A 14,912-nucleotide genomic window follows, 5' to 3' on the forward strand; every position below is an offset into this window, starting at 1 on the left:
ACCTCCTCAAGAATTCTTTGTACCATTAAATTTTTCCACAGTTACATGCCCAACCTGATTGATTCCTTCTGACTTAAATACTTTCTTTACCGTTAACAATAAAATTTTCATATCAAGCCAAAAAGTCCGTTTTTTTGCATACCATACATCAAAATCAAATTTTTCCTCCCAAGAAATCGCGTTTCTGCCATTTACTTGGGCCCATCCCGTAATCCCTGGTCTGACATTATGCCGCTTGGCCTGCTCTTCTGTGTATAGTTCCAAATACTCCATCAATAATGGTCTTGGACCTACCAAACTTAAGTCCCCTTTTATAACATTAAACAACTGTGGCAATTCATCTAAACTATATTTTCTCAGAAACCCTCCGAAACGGGTAAACCTTACATCATCGGGCAACGCATTCCCCTCACTATCCTTCTCGTCAGTCATAGTTCTAAACTTATAAAGAAAAAAAGGGACACCATGCAATCCCGGGCGTTGCTGCTTAAATATGATAGGGGAACCCAACTTAATTCTAACTAAAACAACCACTATTATAATAAGAGGTAAAAGAAACACCAATAATGACAAAGAAACGAACAAATCGAAAAGTCTTTTCATATATAATCATACTCCTAATTTGGTTTATGTATTAACCTCTACTCCATAACTGCCTAAAACTTCTATCTTCATAAAAAGCAGCCCCATTCATAGTTGAAAAATAACGAATTGATTTACTTTTTTATTTAAGGACATGTCATGCAAAATACTTAATTAAAATACTCAGTAATAAGAACACCACCATATTCAACAGAGCATAGTGGTGTTTCATTTCTAAAAGATTCTTAATACTTTCTTTTTATTTACTTGCTCTTACTTTAAGCATTATAATTTTGTGTCAATTCATTAGGCGCTGGTGCTCGATGGATTGGGTCAGTAACGGGATTATAGAAATGTAGATTTCAAATTAAAAAGTGCCCTTTTTGTGTGACTGAATTTTCACCCTCAGGTTTCCAATTATACTTTTAACAACTCCAAATAAATACTTAAATTCATCTGTCTTATAAAAAACAAATACATAAATAGCATTTGGAATTATTAAACAAATCATCCCTCTTAATATTAATTCTAGTAATCCATTATACGGAATAAGACCACATATTAAACTTGTGATAACACAAGCTCCTAACCCTATCATCACATAGTAAGTATATTTTAAAAAATAATCTCTAACCGGTTTACGGAATACTTTCTTATATACTAAATAAGGAGCAATCCAAAATGGAACCACTAGTGTACTTATAAGTGTTCCAATAAAAACACCTGTTATGCCCATATATTGCACCAAGACAATAGAAGCCACCAGATTCACGGCAGCCTCTAAAAAGGGCGCATACCTATCTTCATGAAAAATCCCTGATGTTGTTTTGACCATAGATATAGAACGTCTCATTCCTGATACATAAAAATTTATCATTAATATAATTAATACACTTATATCCATAATAAATTTCGAACCAATCCATAAAGTAATAAAGGGTTGCATTATAATATATAAAAATATGGAAAAAAATGAGTATATCCAAAAATTACAAAGCATAGTAATCTTAAATATGCTATAAATTTTTTCATCGCTTTCTTTTGCAACCAAATTCCCTACACTATGATTTATATTATCAAAGATTTGATTTATAAAAGTTCTACAAATGTTAATTAACATATAATAATTTGAATACAATCCAACAGCTGTAACACTGACAAAAGACGCAATTAACATGTTATCAGTACCAAAGACAATATATCCGCCTATATTATGTAGCACTAAAGCCTTTACATTTTTAACAATATTACTTTTGGTTTCACTATCTAATTTGCTTGCTGCTTTATTTTTTAAAAATGGGTACATCTTATCTACCAATATAGCCAAGAACGCAGAGGTACTGATTGTTATAATAATATCGATTATTAGATATAAAATATAACTATGCGTAAAGTATAAAATTCCTATTTTAATACAAGTAGATATAATAGATGAGATAGAATAAATCCCTGTAACAATATATCCCTTTTGACAAACATTTAAAAATGAGGTTTTATAAGAAAATAGATAAGATGAAGCTGTATTAATTAAAAATATAATATAAATAAAATGAATATTGTCTACCTTTGCATCTTTAGCGATATATCCAAGAAAAGGTAACAAAAGTAATCCTAGTAACAATACTATTAAAGCTATTGCCATATATGCCTTTCTATAAAAATTCATAAGCATATTGATTCTATCCTGATTATTTTCTGCCACTGGTTTATATAGATTATATATGATAGCAGATCCTATTCCTGCTTCAGCTAAAGATAACATTCCTAATATATTAGTAAATAATCCATTTACCCCCAGATACTCAACACCTAAATAAGTAATAAATATGGTTCTGGAAGCAAAACTTAGTAACGTAATAATAACTTGACTGCCTATACCGGCTGATATATTAATTATTGAATTTTTAACTCTCATTTTTCCTCCCACTTCAGAAAGTATGAAAACACTTTCAACCCAAGAGCATTACCTGATTTCTCTTTTATATGCTGCAACTATTAAAGGATACACTTTAAACTTTATTGCTAAATAATATATATACTCCTTAAAGTTATTGCATCGATATGAAAAACCAATTCCTTTTACACTATCTGAGAACATTTCATAATTCACTATTCTACGAAAAGCATTATTAACATCCACATTAGGGTCGCTTTTTAAATTATTAATCAAGAGTCTATATATGTGATTTATATAATAATTAGCCATATCTTTTTTAAATTGCTTATCGTGTAGTAAACCAAATTCTTGTGAAAGTTGTCTTCTCATTTGATATTGTAAAACTAAACTGTTCTCTAAATTTGGTTTATACGGAACCCTCATTAAGCTATTTGGATTATTAATAGTATAAAAATAAAGAACTTCTGAGACTGCACATACCCTTTGTGAGTGCAATAAAAACTCTAAATTAAAAATAACATCTTCTCCAATAAACACTTGTTCATTAAATCTGATGTTTTTTTCTTTTATAATGCTTAAATTGTATATATACCTCCATGCGAAGCATAGATCATTCTTGGAATGAACATTTGGAGAGCTCAGTATAAAATCTCTCCCGTTCATAACAGTATCTAATTTGAAGTTAGGAATAATACTATTATTATTTGGAACAGTTTTGTATCCGCATATTACAGCATCACACTTTTCATCTTCCGCAATACCATATAACCTAGTAAAATAGTTTTCGCTTACCACATCATCGGGATCTATAAACACTATATACTTCCCTGTAGCAGCCTCGATCCCTGCATTCCTTGCGCTACTCACTCCTCCATTTTCTTTATAGATTACTTTAATTCTATTATCCTTTTCTACATATTCTTCACATATTTCACCACATTTATCTGTTGAACCATCATTGACTAGAACTAATTCAATATTGACGAAAGGCTGTTTTAAAACACTTTCAATACATCTAGCTAACCATTTTTCCACATTATATATGGGAACAATAACACTTATTAATTCATGCAATCCTTTCACCTCTACATTACTTACATAAGTTAAACCCTCATGCCTATCTTATTACAGCTTTAATTTCGCTTAAATATTTCTCATCTTGAATATCGCCCACATTTTGTCCAGCACCTGCTTCACATACGTACTTATTTTCAATTTTGATTTTAGTTTTTGCTTGTCTTAAAAACCATTCGTATTCAATATCCACATGCCCTATATCAATTGCTTGATATCCCTCTTTATACAAATCATATGCTAATATAGTAGCAGTAGGCCCTATCGCTAATAGAATCAATTTAGATTTATTATTTTTTTTTGCTGCTGTTAAGATTTTATTGTAATGTAAGAATGCGTGCTCCTCTGGTACTAAAATCCTTTCAATTGATTTAGCATTGTCAAACAGATCATTTCCAATACCTAATCTACTCTTACTACCCTCTATTAAAACTATATCCCTATCTTTCCATATTAATTTTAATAATATAAACCATTCTTTACATTTTGACTTATCTCGAAAGGGATAATAGAATCTCGATATAAAGGAATTATAATATATTTTTCCCTTCTTCAAGTCTTTATACCACTTTAATCTATATTTTGCAGTATGAAGACTCCAATAATCCTTTGGTTCATCTGCATATTTTGATAAATCTTGAAAAACATCCGGCAAACAAACTAAGAACTTCTCATCTTCACTTAGCAATATTTCTTTTAATCTTTTTGATAACAAATGATCAGCCCGTTGAAATGTTATATCTAGATTATGAATTAATTTAAATTCACCATCACCATACCTGGCTACGGAAGCTTTATCATGAATAATTTTTTTTAAAGTTTCATCTATAGATTGAATTCTAGGGGGCTTGAAAAAGCACTTCGTGAATCGATCTTTTATGATAGTTAATCGATTCAAACTCTGAATTTTGATATCGATCAATTTATTCCAAATAAAAACTAACATACTTTTTATTTTTATTTGCACCATACCAAGCTCCTTTCTAATACTTTTCTCGATAGAGCATTAGATTATCTTTCCTCTTTTTCTTAAGAAAATTACTCTTATCCCTCTATTCACATCTTACATACTATTTATTCTTATTATTTTCCAATTTTTCAACTAGCCTTTTTTCTCAACGAAACATCGCCTCTAGAATTTTTAGTGGCAAGTTTCCGGCCTATTTTTATTGATGGAATTTCAATAAATTTATAACATAAGACCGACACAACCATAGTAAATAAGAAAGAAATTAATAAAATTAAAGGCACTGATATCTTTCCATAGAAAATATGAACTGTTGTTAATAGAACAATTGGATGTACTAAATAAAGACTATATGATATTTCCCCTATAAATTGTACTGGTTTAATCAGTAATAATTTAGAAAATAGTTTTGAACTTAGAGCGGATAGAATAATTAAAACTGCACCAAAGCATATATACCAATCGATGATAATAAGATACAAATCATAATCGATTTCACCAATTAGTTTGGAAAGTAACATAAATGGGATACGGGGATAGCTAAAAAATAAAAGACCTAAAGGCAATAATATATATTTTACTTTTGAATTAATAATTTTACTCACTAAATATTCTCTGTTTTTGGCTAGTAGTGCACCAATAATAAACATTGAGCTATAATGTAATGTGATAAAGTAATTGGTGGATACTGGCATATTAAATTCGCTTGGAATGTTCTTCATTAATAAATAACCAATAACTGATAAAAACATCGCTATCCCAATACTTACTTTCCAGTTTACTCTAAGTAAAAGAAAAATAATTAAAGGAAACACTATGGAAATTCGCATCTCGTGAACTAATGACCAAATCACCATAATAAACGCATCAGAATTAAATTCTCTCAAGAATAAAATATGATCTATTACTCTATTAAAAGAAACTTCTATGTTCCATGAACCCCATTGTACCAAACCAGGAATGGTACCAATTTTAGAATGAATCCCCAATTTAATTCCTATTGCAATAAAAAGAATCATAATATAAGGAATGTAAATCCTACAAACTCTTTTAATAAGATACTTTAAATAATTAAATTCCGTCCCTTTATAAAAAGGCAAGGATAGAACAAATCCACTTAACACAAAAAATATAATAACAGCCGAATGACCTTGCCATAATATAGAAAAATAGGTCCCAAATGTTGAATACATTACCTTTTTACCTAATATCGGAAATAATGCTAAGAAGTGCCCTAATAGAACAATGATTGCAGCAATACCCCGAAGGGAATCCAATTCTTTATAACGTCCCGTCATAATTCTTCCCTCTGTTCTAAAATAAAATTTATTAATCTGACTATTGAAATTTAGTCATCTTTATAAGGATGACTAAATTTTATAATTATTACGTAAATTAATTAATCTAATACAAAACCCTTGTGTGAATGGCAAGATATCGAATAACGTAGAATATACACCTATATCCTTCGTATCACCTTGAGAGAAGTCGACCGCTCCGTTTCTTCTTGTCACTCCCATCAAATAACCGATAGCTTTATCTGCACTTTCCAAACATTCCTTTGAAATATCTTCTATCTTTGCTGCATTTAACATAAACCACCCCAGTGTGGATGTAGCGGAAGAATCTGGTCCGCATTCGTTCCTGGTTACAGTCCAATTCCAATTGCCTTGTTGTTGAAATTTCATCGTAGCTTTTGCAAATTTACGTACACTTTCTTCTAATACAGGTTTATAGCTGTTGTTTTCTGGTAATTCATTCCATGTATCTATAAGACCTATAGCAAACCATCCAAGACCTCTTCCCCAGCCATATAAACCTAGAGGAACTTTATCTTCTAATCTATAAGCATGACATGGTATATGACTTAAGTTTAACATTCCATATGTTTCATATTCTTTAATCTGCTTTACAGCCAAATCTATACACTCACTTTTGTTATACCTAATGCCGTAAGTCACTAAAAATGGACATATGAAACCTATGGTATCTACATAGCGATACCCTTTCATAAACTTCCTATATTCTATTGTACCATCTTCACCTAAATGCTCTTGTATCATTTCCCAAGTAGCATCCAAGGCTTTTTTATATTTATCTATATCCTCAAAATCCAGCTTCATGATCGCATAAGCAAGTATTGCCCCATCTACATACTGAGGTTTGTGCGCCCACTGACCATTATGATCAAATTTAGAGTTCAAAAACTTCGTAATTTCATGTTTCACTGCTTTGTCATCGTTATATTTCAGGTATTCAGACAACCCTAATAGTAAAGATGCTTCTTGCCAATGCTGTATAGCACTTTTCGTATAATTTCCTTTCAACATATCAATTGCTATTAATCTTGTGTTATCAGTTACCTTAATCTTTGGTGTTTTATTTAGCCACTTAACACCTATATGAGTGATTGACTGATTCCATAAGCTTTTATCCGTATATCTTCCTATTTTTATTCTTCCCAACCAATTCTTTCCTATAGGAATGAAATCAATCACTACAATAATTGCGATTACAGCAAGTAACACAAAGCACGCTGCCTGTATAACCATATAATTATGTCCTTTCTATACTACTCAAATAATGTATATAATTTTTTTATCTCCGACTCGGTTCCTAGCTCTTCATCTGATAAGTTCTTTATTAACTTATTTCTTAATTCTTCATTATGTATTAATTTCTTAATTCCCTCCGAAAGTGGGTGAGCATCCATGTCTATAATCAGCCCATTTTCTTCATTTTTAATTTGGTCTTTAGCTGTACTGAAATTTGTTACCACTATTGGTTTATGCAGTATTTTTGCTTCGTCTATTGCGATAGACTTTCCTTCGAACCTGGATGGTTGTACATATATATCTGCTTCTCTTATATACGGATAGGGATTTTCTTTCAGTCCTAACAGTAAAAAATGATCTTGAAGGTGATTTTCTTCTATCATTTTTTCTAACTTACCTCGCCCTTCCCCTTCTCCAATGATATACCACTTTATTTCATATCCATCTCCAACCAGATTCTTACAGGCTTCTATAGCCAAATCAAATCCCTTTTCATGACTTAACCTTCCTACAGAAACAAGCTTTACCCCTTTACGCTCTAGATCTACCTTTTCCTGTGACATTTTATTTATCGTACTTGGAGATACGATGTTATGAATAACACCTATTTTGTCGTTATATATAGAAAATCTTTGTTTTAAAACATTGGCACATTCCTCAGACACCGTCACTATATGATCCAATGAACGAAAATAACCCCTATCAATGTTAGGATCCATTCCTAATTTGTCATAATCAGTGTGTATAAAACCAATTTTCTTATTCGCATTTACTTTGTCTATACAAAAGTAAACTGGGTTCTTTTCTAAGTACCCAATCGCTACATCATACTTTTTACTTATATTCTGTAAAGATTTTGATAGATATCGCCATACTCTCTGTTCACAACGAGCTTTGTTTTTTTCACTTTTAAATATGTAACCTGCACAAACCCTTGATAAGGCTATATCTAGTCTTCCTTGTCGCAAGCATTTCATGATAGCTGCTTTTATCGGCATATCAAACAACTGATACTCAGGAGGTTCTTCTAATACATTCACTTGTTTAGGAATTTTATTAAGGAATAAACCTTCATGCTTAAATAAAAATAAATCCACATTATAGCGAGAGTAATCCATCGTATTCAACAGAGAGATTAATGACTTCTCAGCCCCACCGCAGTTCAAATTATTGATAACAAATAATACGTCTTTTTTCATAATAATCACCTTTTAAAGAATTCCGTAGAGCTTATTTATTTCTTTTTCGGTTCCTAACTTTTCTGTAGATAAATTATTTACGATTCTTTCCCTTAATTCTATATCTTTGATAAGCCTTTCAATTTCAGTTGCTATTCCTTCTTCAGACATCTCAGCAATAATTCCGTTTATTCCATGATTTATTTGATCTTTTGCAGTTTCAAAGTTAGTCACCACTATCGGTTTATGCAATATTTTTGCTTCATCAATTGCTATAGACTTACCTTCATACCTAGATGGTTGCACATATATATCTGCTTTTCGTATATAAGGATAGGGATTTTCTCGAACCCCCAAAATTGTAAAATGGTTTGATAGATGATGATCTTCTATTAAACGTTCTAATGCATCTTTTTCATTTCCATCCCCTAATACGTACCAATTTATCTTGTATCCTTTTTCAAGAAGTAACTTGCAAGATTTCACTGCTAAATCTAAACCCTTTTCATGACTTAATCTGGCGACAGTAATAATATTGGTATAATGTCTATCAAACAAACTGTCATCTTCTATATCTTCTTTAGATAAATCATATATAACGCCAGGAGCTACTATATTATATATAATCGTAACTTTATTTTTTAGTTGTGGAAAATTTTCTTGTAACGATTTTGCACACTCTTCTGAAACCGTTATTAGATTATCTAGTTGTTCAAAATATGAGTTATCGAACTGGCAATCCATACCTGAATTCGAGTAGTTTGTATGTATCCATCCAGCCTTTTTTTTGGCATTGACCTTATCAACTACGAAGTATATTGAAGACTTTTCAAGATAGCCTATCGCTGCATCATACTCTTTTTCTAACACTTCAAATGACTTACTTTGATATTCCCATGTATACTGTTCTGAAATTGCAGCTTCCTTTATCAATCTATTTTTAATAGTGAACATCAATCTTGAATATGCTAAATCAATTTGTCCATTCTTTAAAAAGCCCATTATTGAATTTTTAAGGCTAGATGCAAATATTTTATAATCACTTGGCAGATCTAATATATTTACCTCTCTTGGTATCGAATTTATGAATATTCCTGTTTTATTAAACAAAAATAAATCTACATCATATAATCTGTAATCTATCTGAGATAGTAAATTTATCAAGCTTTTTTCTCCACCACCAGCAGATAAACTAGGCATAACAAATAGTAGTTTTTTTTTCATAATGTACCCCAAATTACTTAGACAATTCTTTCAAATATTCTACTGCTTTGTAAGACATTTTCTTTATATTAGGTATAGATTGTCGTAGCTTTTGCCTTATCTCCTCTTCCTCTCGTACCATCTCATCAAATCTTGCTTTTAATTTATTACTATCAGATATCTCCTCTATATCTAAAACTAATTTTTCTTCCCCAAATATATCTTTAGATATCCCTTTGGACTTTACACTATATCCCAATACCATAGTCGGAATAAAACTAGAGTAAGCAGCTATAGTTGCATGCGTTCGAGCTCCTATAAAGAAACGCATTCTAGCTATATACCCCTTATACTGTATTGCATTTAAGTTATCTGGTAACAGAATCACTCTGCCTGTGTCCTTAAATTCTTTGTAATATTTGTAGAGAACTTCGTAATCATTGTTCCCATCTTCAATAACGTGAGGTGTAAGAGCAATCGTCATATCTGTCGTATTTAATATATGATTAATTAACTCTCTTACCGCAACTTGAGAATTCTCATTTCTATTCCATACAAGCGGGCTAAAATTAAGACCCATTGTATTTCCTTCCTGCCATCCATTAGGCAACTCCAATTCTTCTTTTTCCATTGTAAATGCAGCATCAGCACACAATTGAACGTTATTTAATCCTTGTTTTTTTAACATATTATAGGTAAGACTTTCGCGTGCTAATATTAAATCAAAGAGCTTTAGATCTTCCAACTTTCTTTCAGACATATCCTCTTCTCCTATAGAACATCCCCATAGTACTAGCTTTTTCCCCTGCATTTTTACTCTTCTATCAATCTCATACCACCCAGGTTGCTCTCCATAGCAATAATTATCCCCCCCGATAGATAAACATACATCGGAACTTTTTATATGCTTTATTATGTTATGATGAATTTTCCCTAATGCATAAGACTCATCGTTAAAGAGTTTTACTTTAACTGAGGACAATAACCAATCATATGAATATTTTTTCAGACTGCGGCTAGAACCATCATATATATAATCTAACTTATTGATTACCTTATCTGTTTCAGGTCTATCTGATGCCAAACATACTTTTGCTCCATCTATTTTTTCTTTTATAATATTTGTAGAAGCTCGAACTATCGCTTCGCACCCTCTATTTAAACTGCCCCCATGGGCAAACATCATAAACTTCACACTAAATTCCTCCAGTTTTATTTATTTCTAAGCCTGCTGTAAGAGACTGCAAAGTATAACCCCACAGTAGATTTTCTTTTAATCATATTTATTAAAAATTTCTCATATCTACCAAGCTTGCTATAAGTTACTTCACAATATAGCGGCAATGCCTCTCTAACATATTTATTGCATATCATATTTTTTATGTATTCATATCTCTCACTAAACCGTATTTCCTTAGACGGTTCAAAATAAATATATACGTAGGAAATTACACTATTTATAAACTTTCTTGATTTCAATTCACGTATCTTTGCCTTATCGACCTTTTCGATGTAAATTTTCGGTAGTTCCATATTATATACTTCCACAGCTCGCTTGAAATAATCTTTTTTTGAGATATCCCGAGTTGCGCTACCCGCTACATCCCTATAATAATATCCCGTATAATCTATATATTTCATATTAGTTGCATTACTAAAAAATTGAATATTAAACATTCCATCTTCTCCTAATGCGACCTTCTCTGGAAACTTCACATTATTTTTCGTTATTATGCTATTTTTATAAATTTTGTTTACAGCAGTATTTAAATTATCGCTTTTAAGAAAATAGGTTAATATCTCTTTATTTATATATTCTTTTTTTAGAACGATATTAGTTGGAAATGGATATTCAATTGTTACCTTATGCCCTTCAATCTCACTTCTTAAATTTGATATAATTACATCACAATTGCTTTGTTTTGCTGAATTATACAGAGTTTCATACATATCCGCTTCTACATAATCATCAGCATCAACAAATCCAATATATTCACCATTAGCTATAAGAAGTCCTTGATTCCTTGCAATACTCACACCTTGATTTTTTTGATTTATAAGTATAATCCTGTCATCTAGTGCCCTATACTTTTCAATAATCTCTACGCTATTGTCCGTTGAACCATCATTAATAAAGATAAATTCGCAGTTATGAAGCACCTGATTTAACAGTGATTCTATACACCGAGTAATATATTTGCCAGCATTATAAACCGGTATAATTACACTGACATTTCTATTCATGGGCAATTCACCCCTTTGCTTTGAATCCCTTATACTTTCATTTTTAAAAATTTTTGTAGTTGTACCAATACACTTAATAAACTTTTAAGCCTCTATAATTTCATACAACTTATTTAATTCATATTTATTACTATAATCAGTATTACTACAATTGTTAGCTAACTGCTTTCTTACGGTAGCATCCTTATACAATTTTTCTATTCCATCTGCTATTCCTTCAACGGATAATTCCGTAATATATCCGTCAACCCCATTTTTCACTTGACTGTTTGCGGTTGTATAATTTGTAATTAGGACTGGTTTTGCAAGTATCTGAGCCTCTCCTACTGTAACAGCTTTTCCCTCATATCTAGATGGTTGGACATATAAATCAGCTTCTTTTATATATGGATATGGATTGATTTGCTTTCCTAGCAACACAAAGCTATTTTCTAATTTCAAATCCCTTATTAGATTTTTAATCATTGTTTCGTCTCCACCATATCCAACTACATACCAGGCTATATTCTCATAGCCTTTATCTTTCAATATCCTTAAAGCCCTAACAGCATTATCGATTCCTTTTGCATGAGATAGTCTAGCCACAGTTATAACTTTAAAACGGTTATCAAGAAGCATAGGGGTATCTATTTCTTCATTCGCCATATCTCTAATAAACTGTGGGGAGGTTATATTTTCCATTACTATAACCTTATTTTTTAATGCACTATATTTTTTTAAAAATGAATTTTTGCATGCCTCTGATACAGCTACAATACAATCAAATTTATTCCATACTTTTAAATCCATCTCTATATCTGTCTCAATTGTAGAATAATCTGTATGAATCCATGCTATTTTTTTCTTAGCCTTGACCTTATCTGCTACAAAATAATGTGGCCACAAATAACTAATTGCAACATCATACTCTTTATCTAGTTTAGGTAAAAATGGAATAGCATATTTCCACATTAATTGCATTTGATAATATCCTGTCTCTACTATTCCTTTAGCTTTTCCTGCAAAACGAGTATTTATCTTAGATAAAATTCTAGAAAATCCAATGCCATACTCTTTATCCTTTAATGTTTCTCCAATTGACTTCCTAAAGGTGGTGTATTGTGGAATTTCTTCTAATAAATTTACCTTGTTACAAACTAATTCCATAAAATCCCCTTGATGCCTATACAGCATTAAATCAACAGCGTATTTTTTGTAATCAAAACCCTCAAGCATACTTATAAGGCTTCTTTCTACTCCTCCAACTTCCATATCAAATGAGGCCACCAGTATATCCTTCATATATGCCTCCTAATTTTTTGTAACAAATTTTCTTATCCGCGCTATATTTTCTCCACCTATAACCTTAGATGCTAACAGTTTTAAACCACTCTTCAATCTTGCTTTAGGTGGTAACCAACTTTTATAAAAATGATGCATTGCATATGTATTTGGAGTAATAAATTTTCTACAGTTAATATAATCATATGGAGAAAAATATGTTTGAGGATAGAAGGCTCCTATCCCACTTATTTCTTGATATTTTCCATTCAACTGTAATCCTTTATTTTTTAGTATCTCGCTTATAATGGCCACATTGGTTAAACTGTCATACTTTCCGTCCTCTTTAATAAAACTTTTTTCTTCGTATGAATCTAGAAACATTCTTATTAACACATTTCCTTTAGTCGCTCCTATTGTACTTGTAGCTATATAGTTCTCTTGTTCAAATCCCCAAAATGAATCATGATGTAGCATATCATCAAAAGATTTGAATACCTCCACATCCGTATCTAAGTAAATTCCTCCAAATTTATAAAGAGCGTATACTCTTACATAATCACTTACAAATGCAAATTTTTTGTATTCATAGGCTTCCTTGACATATAAATTACAATTTATATCAAAATTATCTTCATTCCACTCAATTATTTCATAACCAGCTAAATTCTCTTTCCAGCTATCTATACATTTTTTTACTATTATAGGTTTTTCTCCTTTACCAAACCAACAATAGTGAATGGTGCGTGGAATCTTTTCTGTAAATGCCAACTCAGTATCCCCTTTCTAAACTATATAGAATAATATACCTATACACCTAAATTTCCATATTTCATTGATCAACTAGTCATTAACATATTTCACCTTAAAAAACTTAGAAATTTAAAAAATTACTTTTATAAATAATGTTTAATGTTATTACATTCTCGTATGCATAGAAAATAAAATAAAATACTAATATTGCATAATAAACTAGTTTTTGGTCTTTATCAGTAAATAATTTTATAATCCATGAAATTAAAATTAATTGGTATAATCCAAAATATATAGAAAATCTTGCAAAAATCCAATTTTGTGTTGAAATTATCATGAATACAAGTCCTAATATAGACATATTTACTACATAGTCACTTTTAGGAAATATTTCCCTAAGTTTCTCTCTTCCAATGTAAGCAATAATAATTGGAGGAATATTAACTCCAACTCTAAGTATATTTGCTCCGCCCTCAGAAAAGTTCTTGTAATCTCCATACTGACTATCTCCTATGACTGAGAATAACGTATCTAAAAATTGATTAAACCCTATAACTATGAATACAGAGCAAAAAAGGGTTACATACGTTTCCCATGACCATGCTTTTCTCCTAATCATAAAATATATTGGAATAAGGATAAGTGCAGTTTGATGTATTGTTGATGCAAATAGAATAATTAGAATATACTTTTTCCAGTTACCTTCAAATATATATTTTGTTGCAGCAAAAATAATTGCTGCTGCAAGAAATTGCCTTATCCCATTCATTGATATTAAATACATTCCACCTGTTATATATACATATAAACTTAATTCGAACATTCTTGTATATTTATATAAAACCAACACAATAAGTACATTTGTTATTAGTGCCGTTACAAAAATCAATATTTGAGGGTCATTAGAGAACTGTTTTAAAATCATCTGAAGCACATTAAAACCCATATCTTTTCCTTCTTTTATATGTTCCCAATCAAACGTATCTTTTTTATAAGAATACATATAAAAAAAAGTATCCCCGATATTATTACGGAGACCAGACACCATTACAAGAATAACTATTGTTAAAAATACTAACAGCTTATTTGGCTTTGATTGAACAATGTGTGGTCCCATTATTACAGGAGTAGAAAAATATCTTGCTAAAAAAGAAAGAATATAAACTAAGACCAGCGTAACCCAAAATATAAACATTTTT

Annotated in this window: 13 protein-coding genes; all 13 read right to left on the reverse strand. The window is 30.8% G+C overall.

Annotated features, from left to right (window positions below; all coding sequences use genetic code 11):
* Window positions 1–6 precede the first annotated feature (6 nt).
* Entirely contained in the window at window positions 7–603 is a 597-nt protein-coding gene (locus tag MRBLBA3_RS18925) for a sugar transferase (RefSeq protein WP_000825092.1), read from the reverse strand.
* Window positions 604–949: 346 nt separating this feature from the next.
* Window positions 950–2,497: a lipopolysaccharide biosynthesis protein gene (locus MRBLBA3_RS18930; protein WP_001264123.1), complete on the reverse strand. Its 1,548-nt coding sequence runs from the start codon at window positions 2,495–2,497 to the stop codon at window positions 950–952.
* Window positions 2,498–2,545: 48 nt separating this feature from the next.
* Window positions 2,546–3,553, reverse strand: a complete 1,008-nt coding sequence (locus MRBLBA3_RS18935; protein ID WP_016130938.1) for a glycosyltransferase — start codon at window positions 3,551–3,553, stop codon at window positions 2,546–2,548.
* 43 nt (window positions 3,554–3,596) lie between these two features.
* Entirely contained in the window at window positions 3,597–4,523 is a 927-nt protein-coding gene (locus MRBLBA3_RS18940; RefSeq protein ID WP_071734716.1) for an SP_1767 family glycosyltransferase, read from the reverse strand.
* A gap of 128 nt (window positions 4,524–4,651) precedes the next feature.
* Window positions 4,652–5,818, reverse strand: coding sequence for an acyltransferase family protein (locus tag MRBLBA3_RS18945; RefSeq protein ID WP_016130940.1), 1,167 nt, complete (start codon window positions 5,816–5,818; stop codon window positions 4,652–4,654).
* Between the two features lie 72 nt (window positions 5,819–5,890).
* Window positions 5,891–7,072 carry a glycoside hydrolase family 88 protein gene (locus MRBLBA3_RS18950; RefSeq protein WP_071734717.1) on the reverse strand — a complete coding sequence of 394 codons (1,182 nt, stop codon included), beginning with the start codon at window positions 7,070–7,072 and terminating at the stop codon, window positions 5,891–5,893.
* A gap of 20 nt (window positions 7,073–7,092) precedes the next feature.
* Window positions 7,093–8,274 carry a glycosyltransferase gene (locus tag MRBLBA3_RS18955; RefSeq protein WP_088008383.1) on the reverse strand — a complete coding sequence of 394 codons (1,182 nt, stop codon included), beginning with the start codon at window positions 8,272–8,274 and terminating at the stop codon, window positions 7,093–7,095.
* Window positions 8,275–8,286: 12 nt separating this feature from the next.
* Window positions 8,287–9,477 (reverse strand): glycosyltransferase, encoded by a 1,191-nt coding sequence (locus MRBLBA3_RS18960; RefSeq protein WP_088008381.1) that lies wholly within the window; start codon window positions 9,475–9,477, stop codon window positions 8,287–8,289.
* A gap of 13 nt (window positions 9,478–9,490) precedes the next feature.
* Window positions 9,491–10,651, reverse strand: coding sequence for a polysaccharide pyruvyl transferase family protein (locus MRBLBA3_RS18965; RefSeq protein ID WP_000671003.1), 1,161 nt, complete (start codon window positions 10,649–10,651; stop codon window positions 9,491–9,493).
* A gap of 17 nt (window positions 10,652–10,668) precedes the next feature.
* On the reverse strand, window positions 10,669–11,700 hold the full coding sequence (locus tag MRBLBA3_RS18970) for a glycosyltransferase (RefSeq protein WP_001081477.1): 1,032 nt from the start codon (window positions 11,698–11,700) through the stop codon (window positions 10,669–10,671).
* 84 nt (window positions 11,701–11,784) lie between these two features.
* Window positions 11,785–12,981 (reverse strand): glycosyltransferase, encoded by a 1,197-nt coding sequence (locus MRBLBA3_RS18975; protein WP_000651828.1) that lies wholly within the window; start codon window positions 12,979–12,981, stop codon window positions 11,785–11,787.
* Window positions 12,982–12,990: 9 nt separating this feature from the next.
* Entirely contained in the window at window positions 12,991–13,731 is a 741-nt protein-coding gene (locus MRBLBA3_RS18980; RefSeq protein WP_000885932.1) for a glycosyltransferase family 32 protein, read from the reverse strand.
* Between the two features lie 103 nt (window positions 13,732–13,834).
* Complete coding sequence (locus tag MRBLBA3_RS18985) at window positions 13,835–14,908, reverse strand: EpsG family protein (RefSeq protein ID WP_000469601.1); 1,074 nt, start codon at window positions 14,906–14,908, stop codon at window positions 13,835–13,837.
* Window positions 14,909–14,912: the final 4 nt, after the last annotated feature.

The organism is Bacillus sp. LBA3-1-1.1 (assembly GCF_040676495.1).
Taxonomy (GTDB): domain Bacteria; phylum Bacillota; class Bacilli; order Bacillales; family Bacillaceae_G; genus Bacillus_A; species Bacillus_A nitratireducens.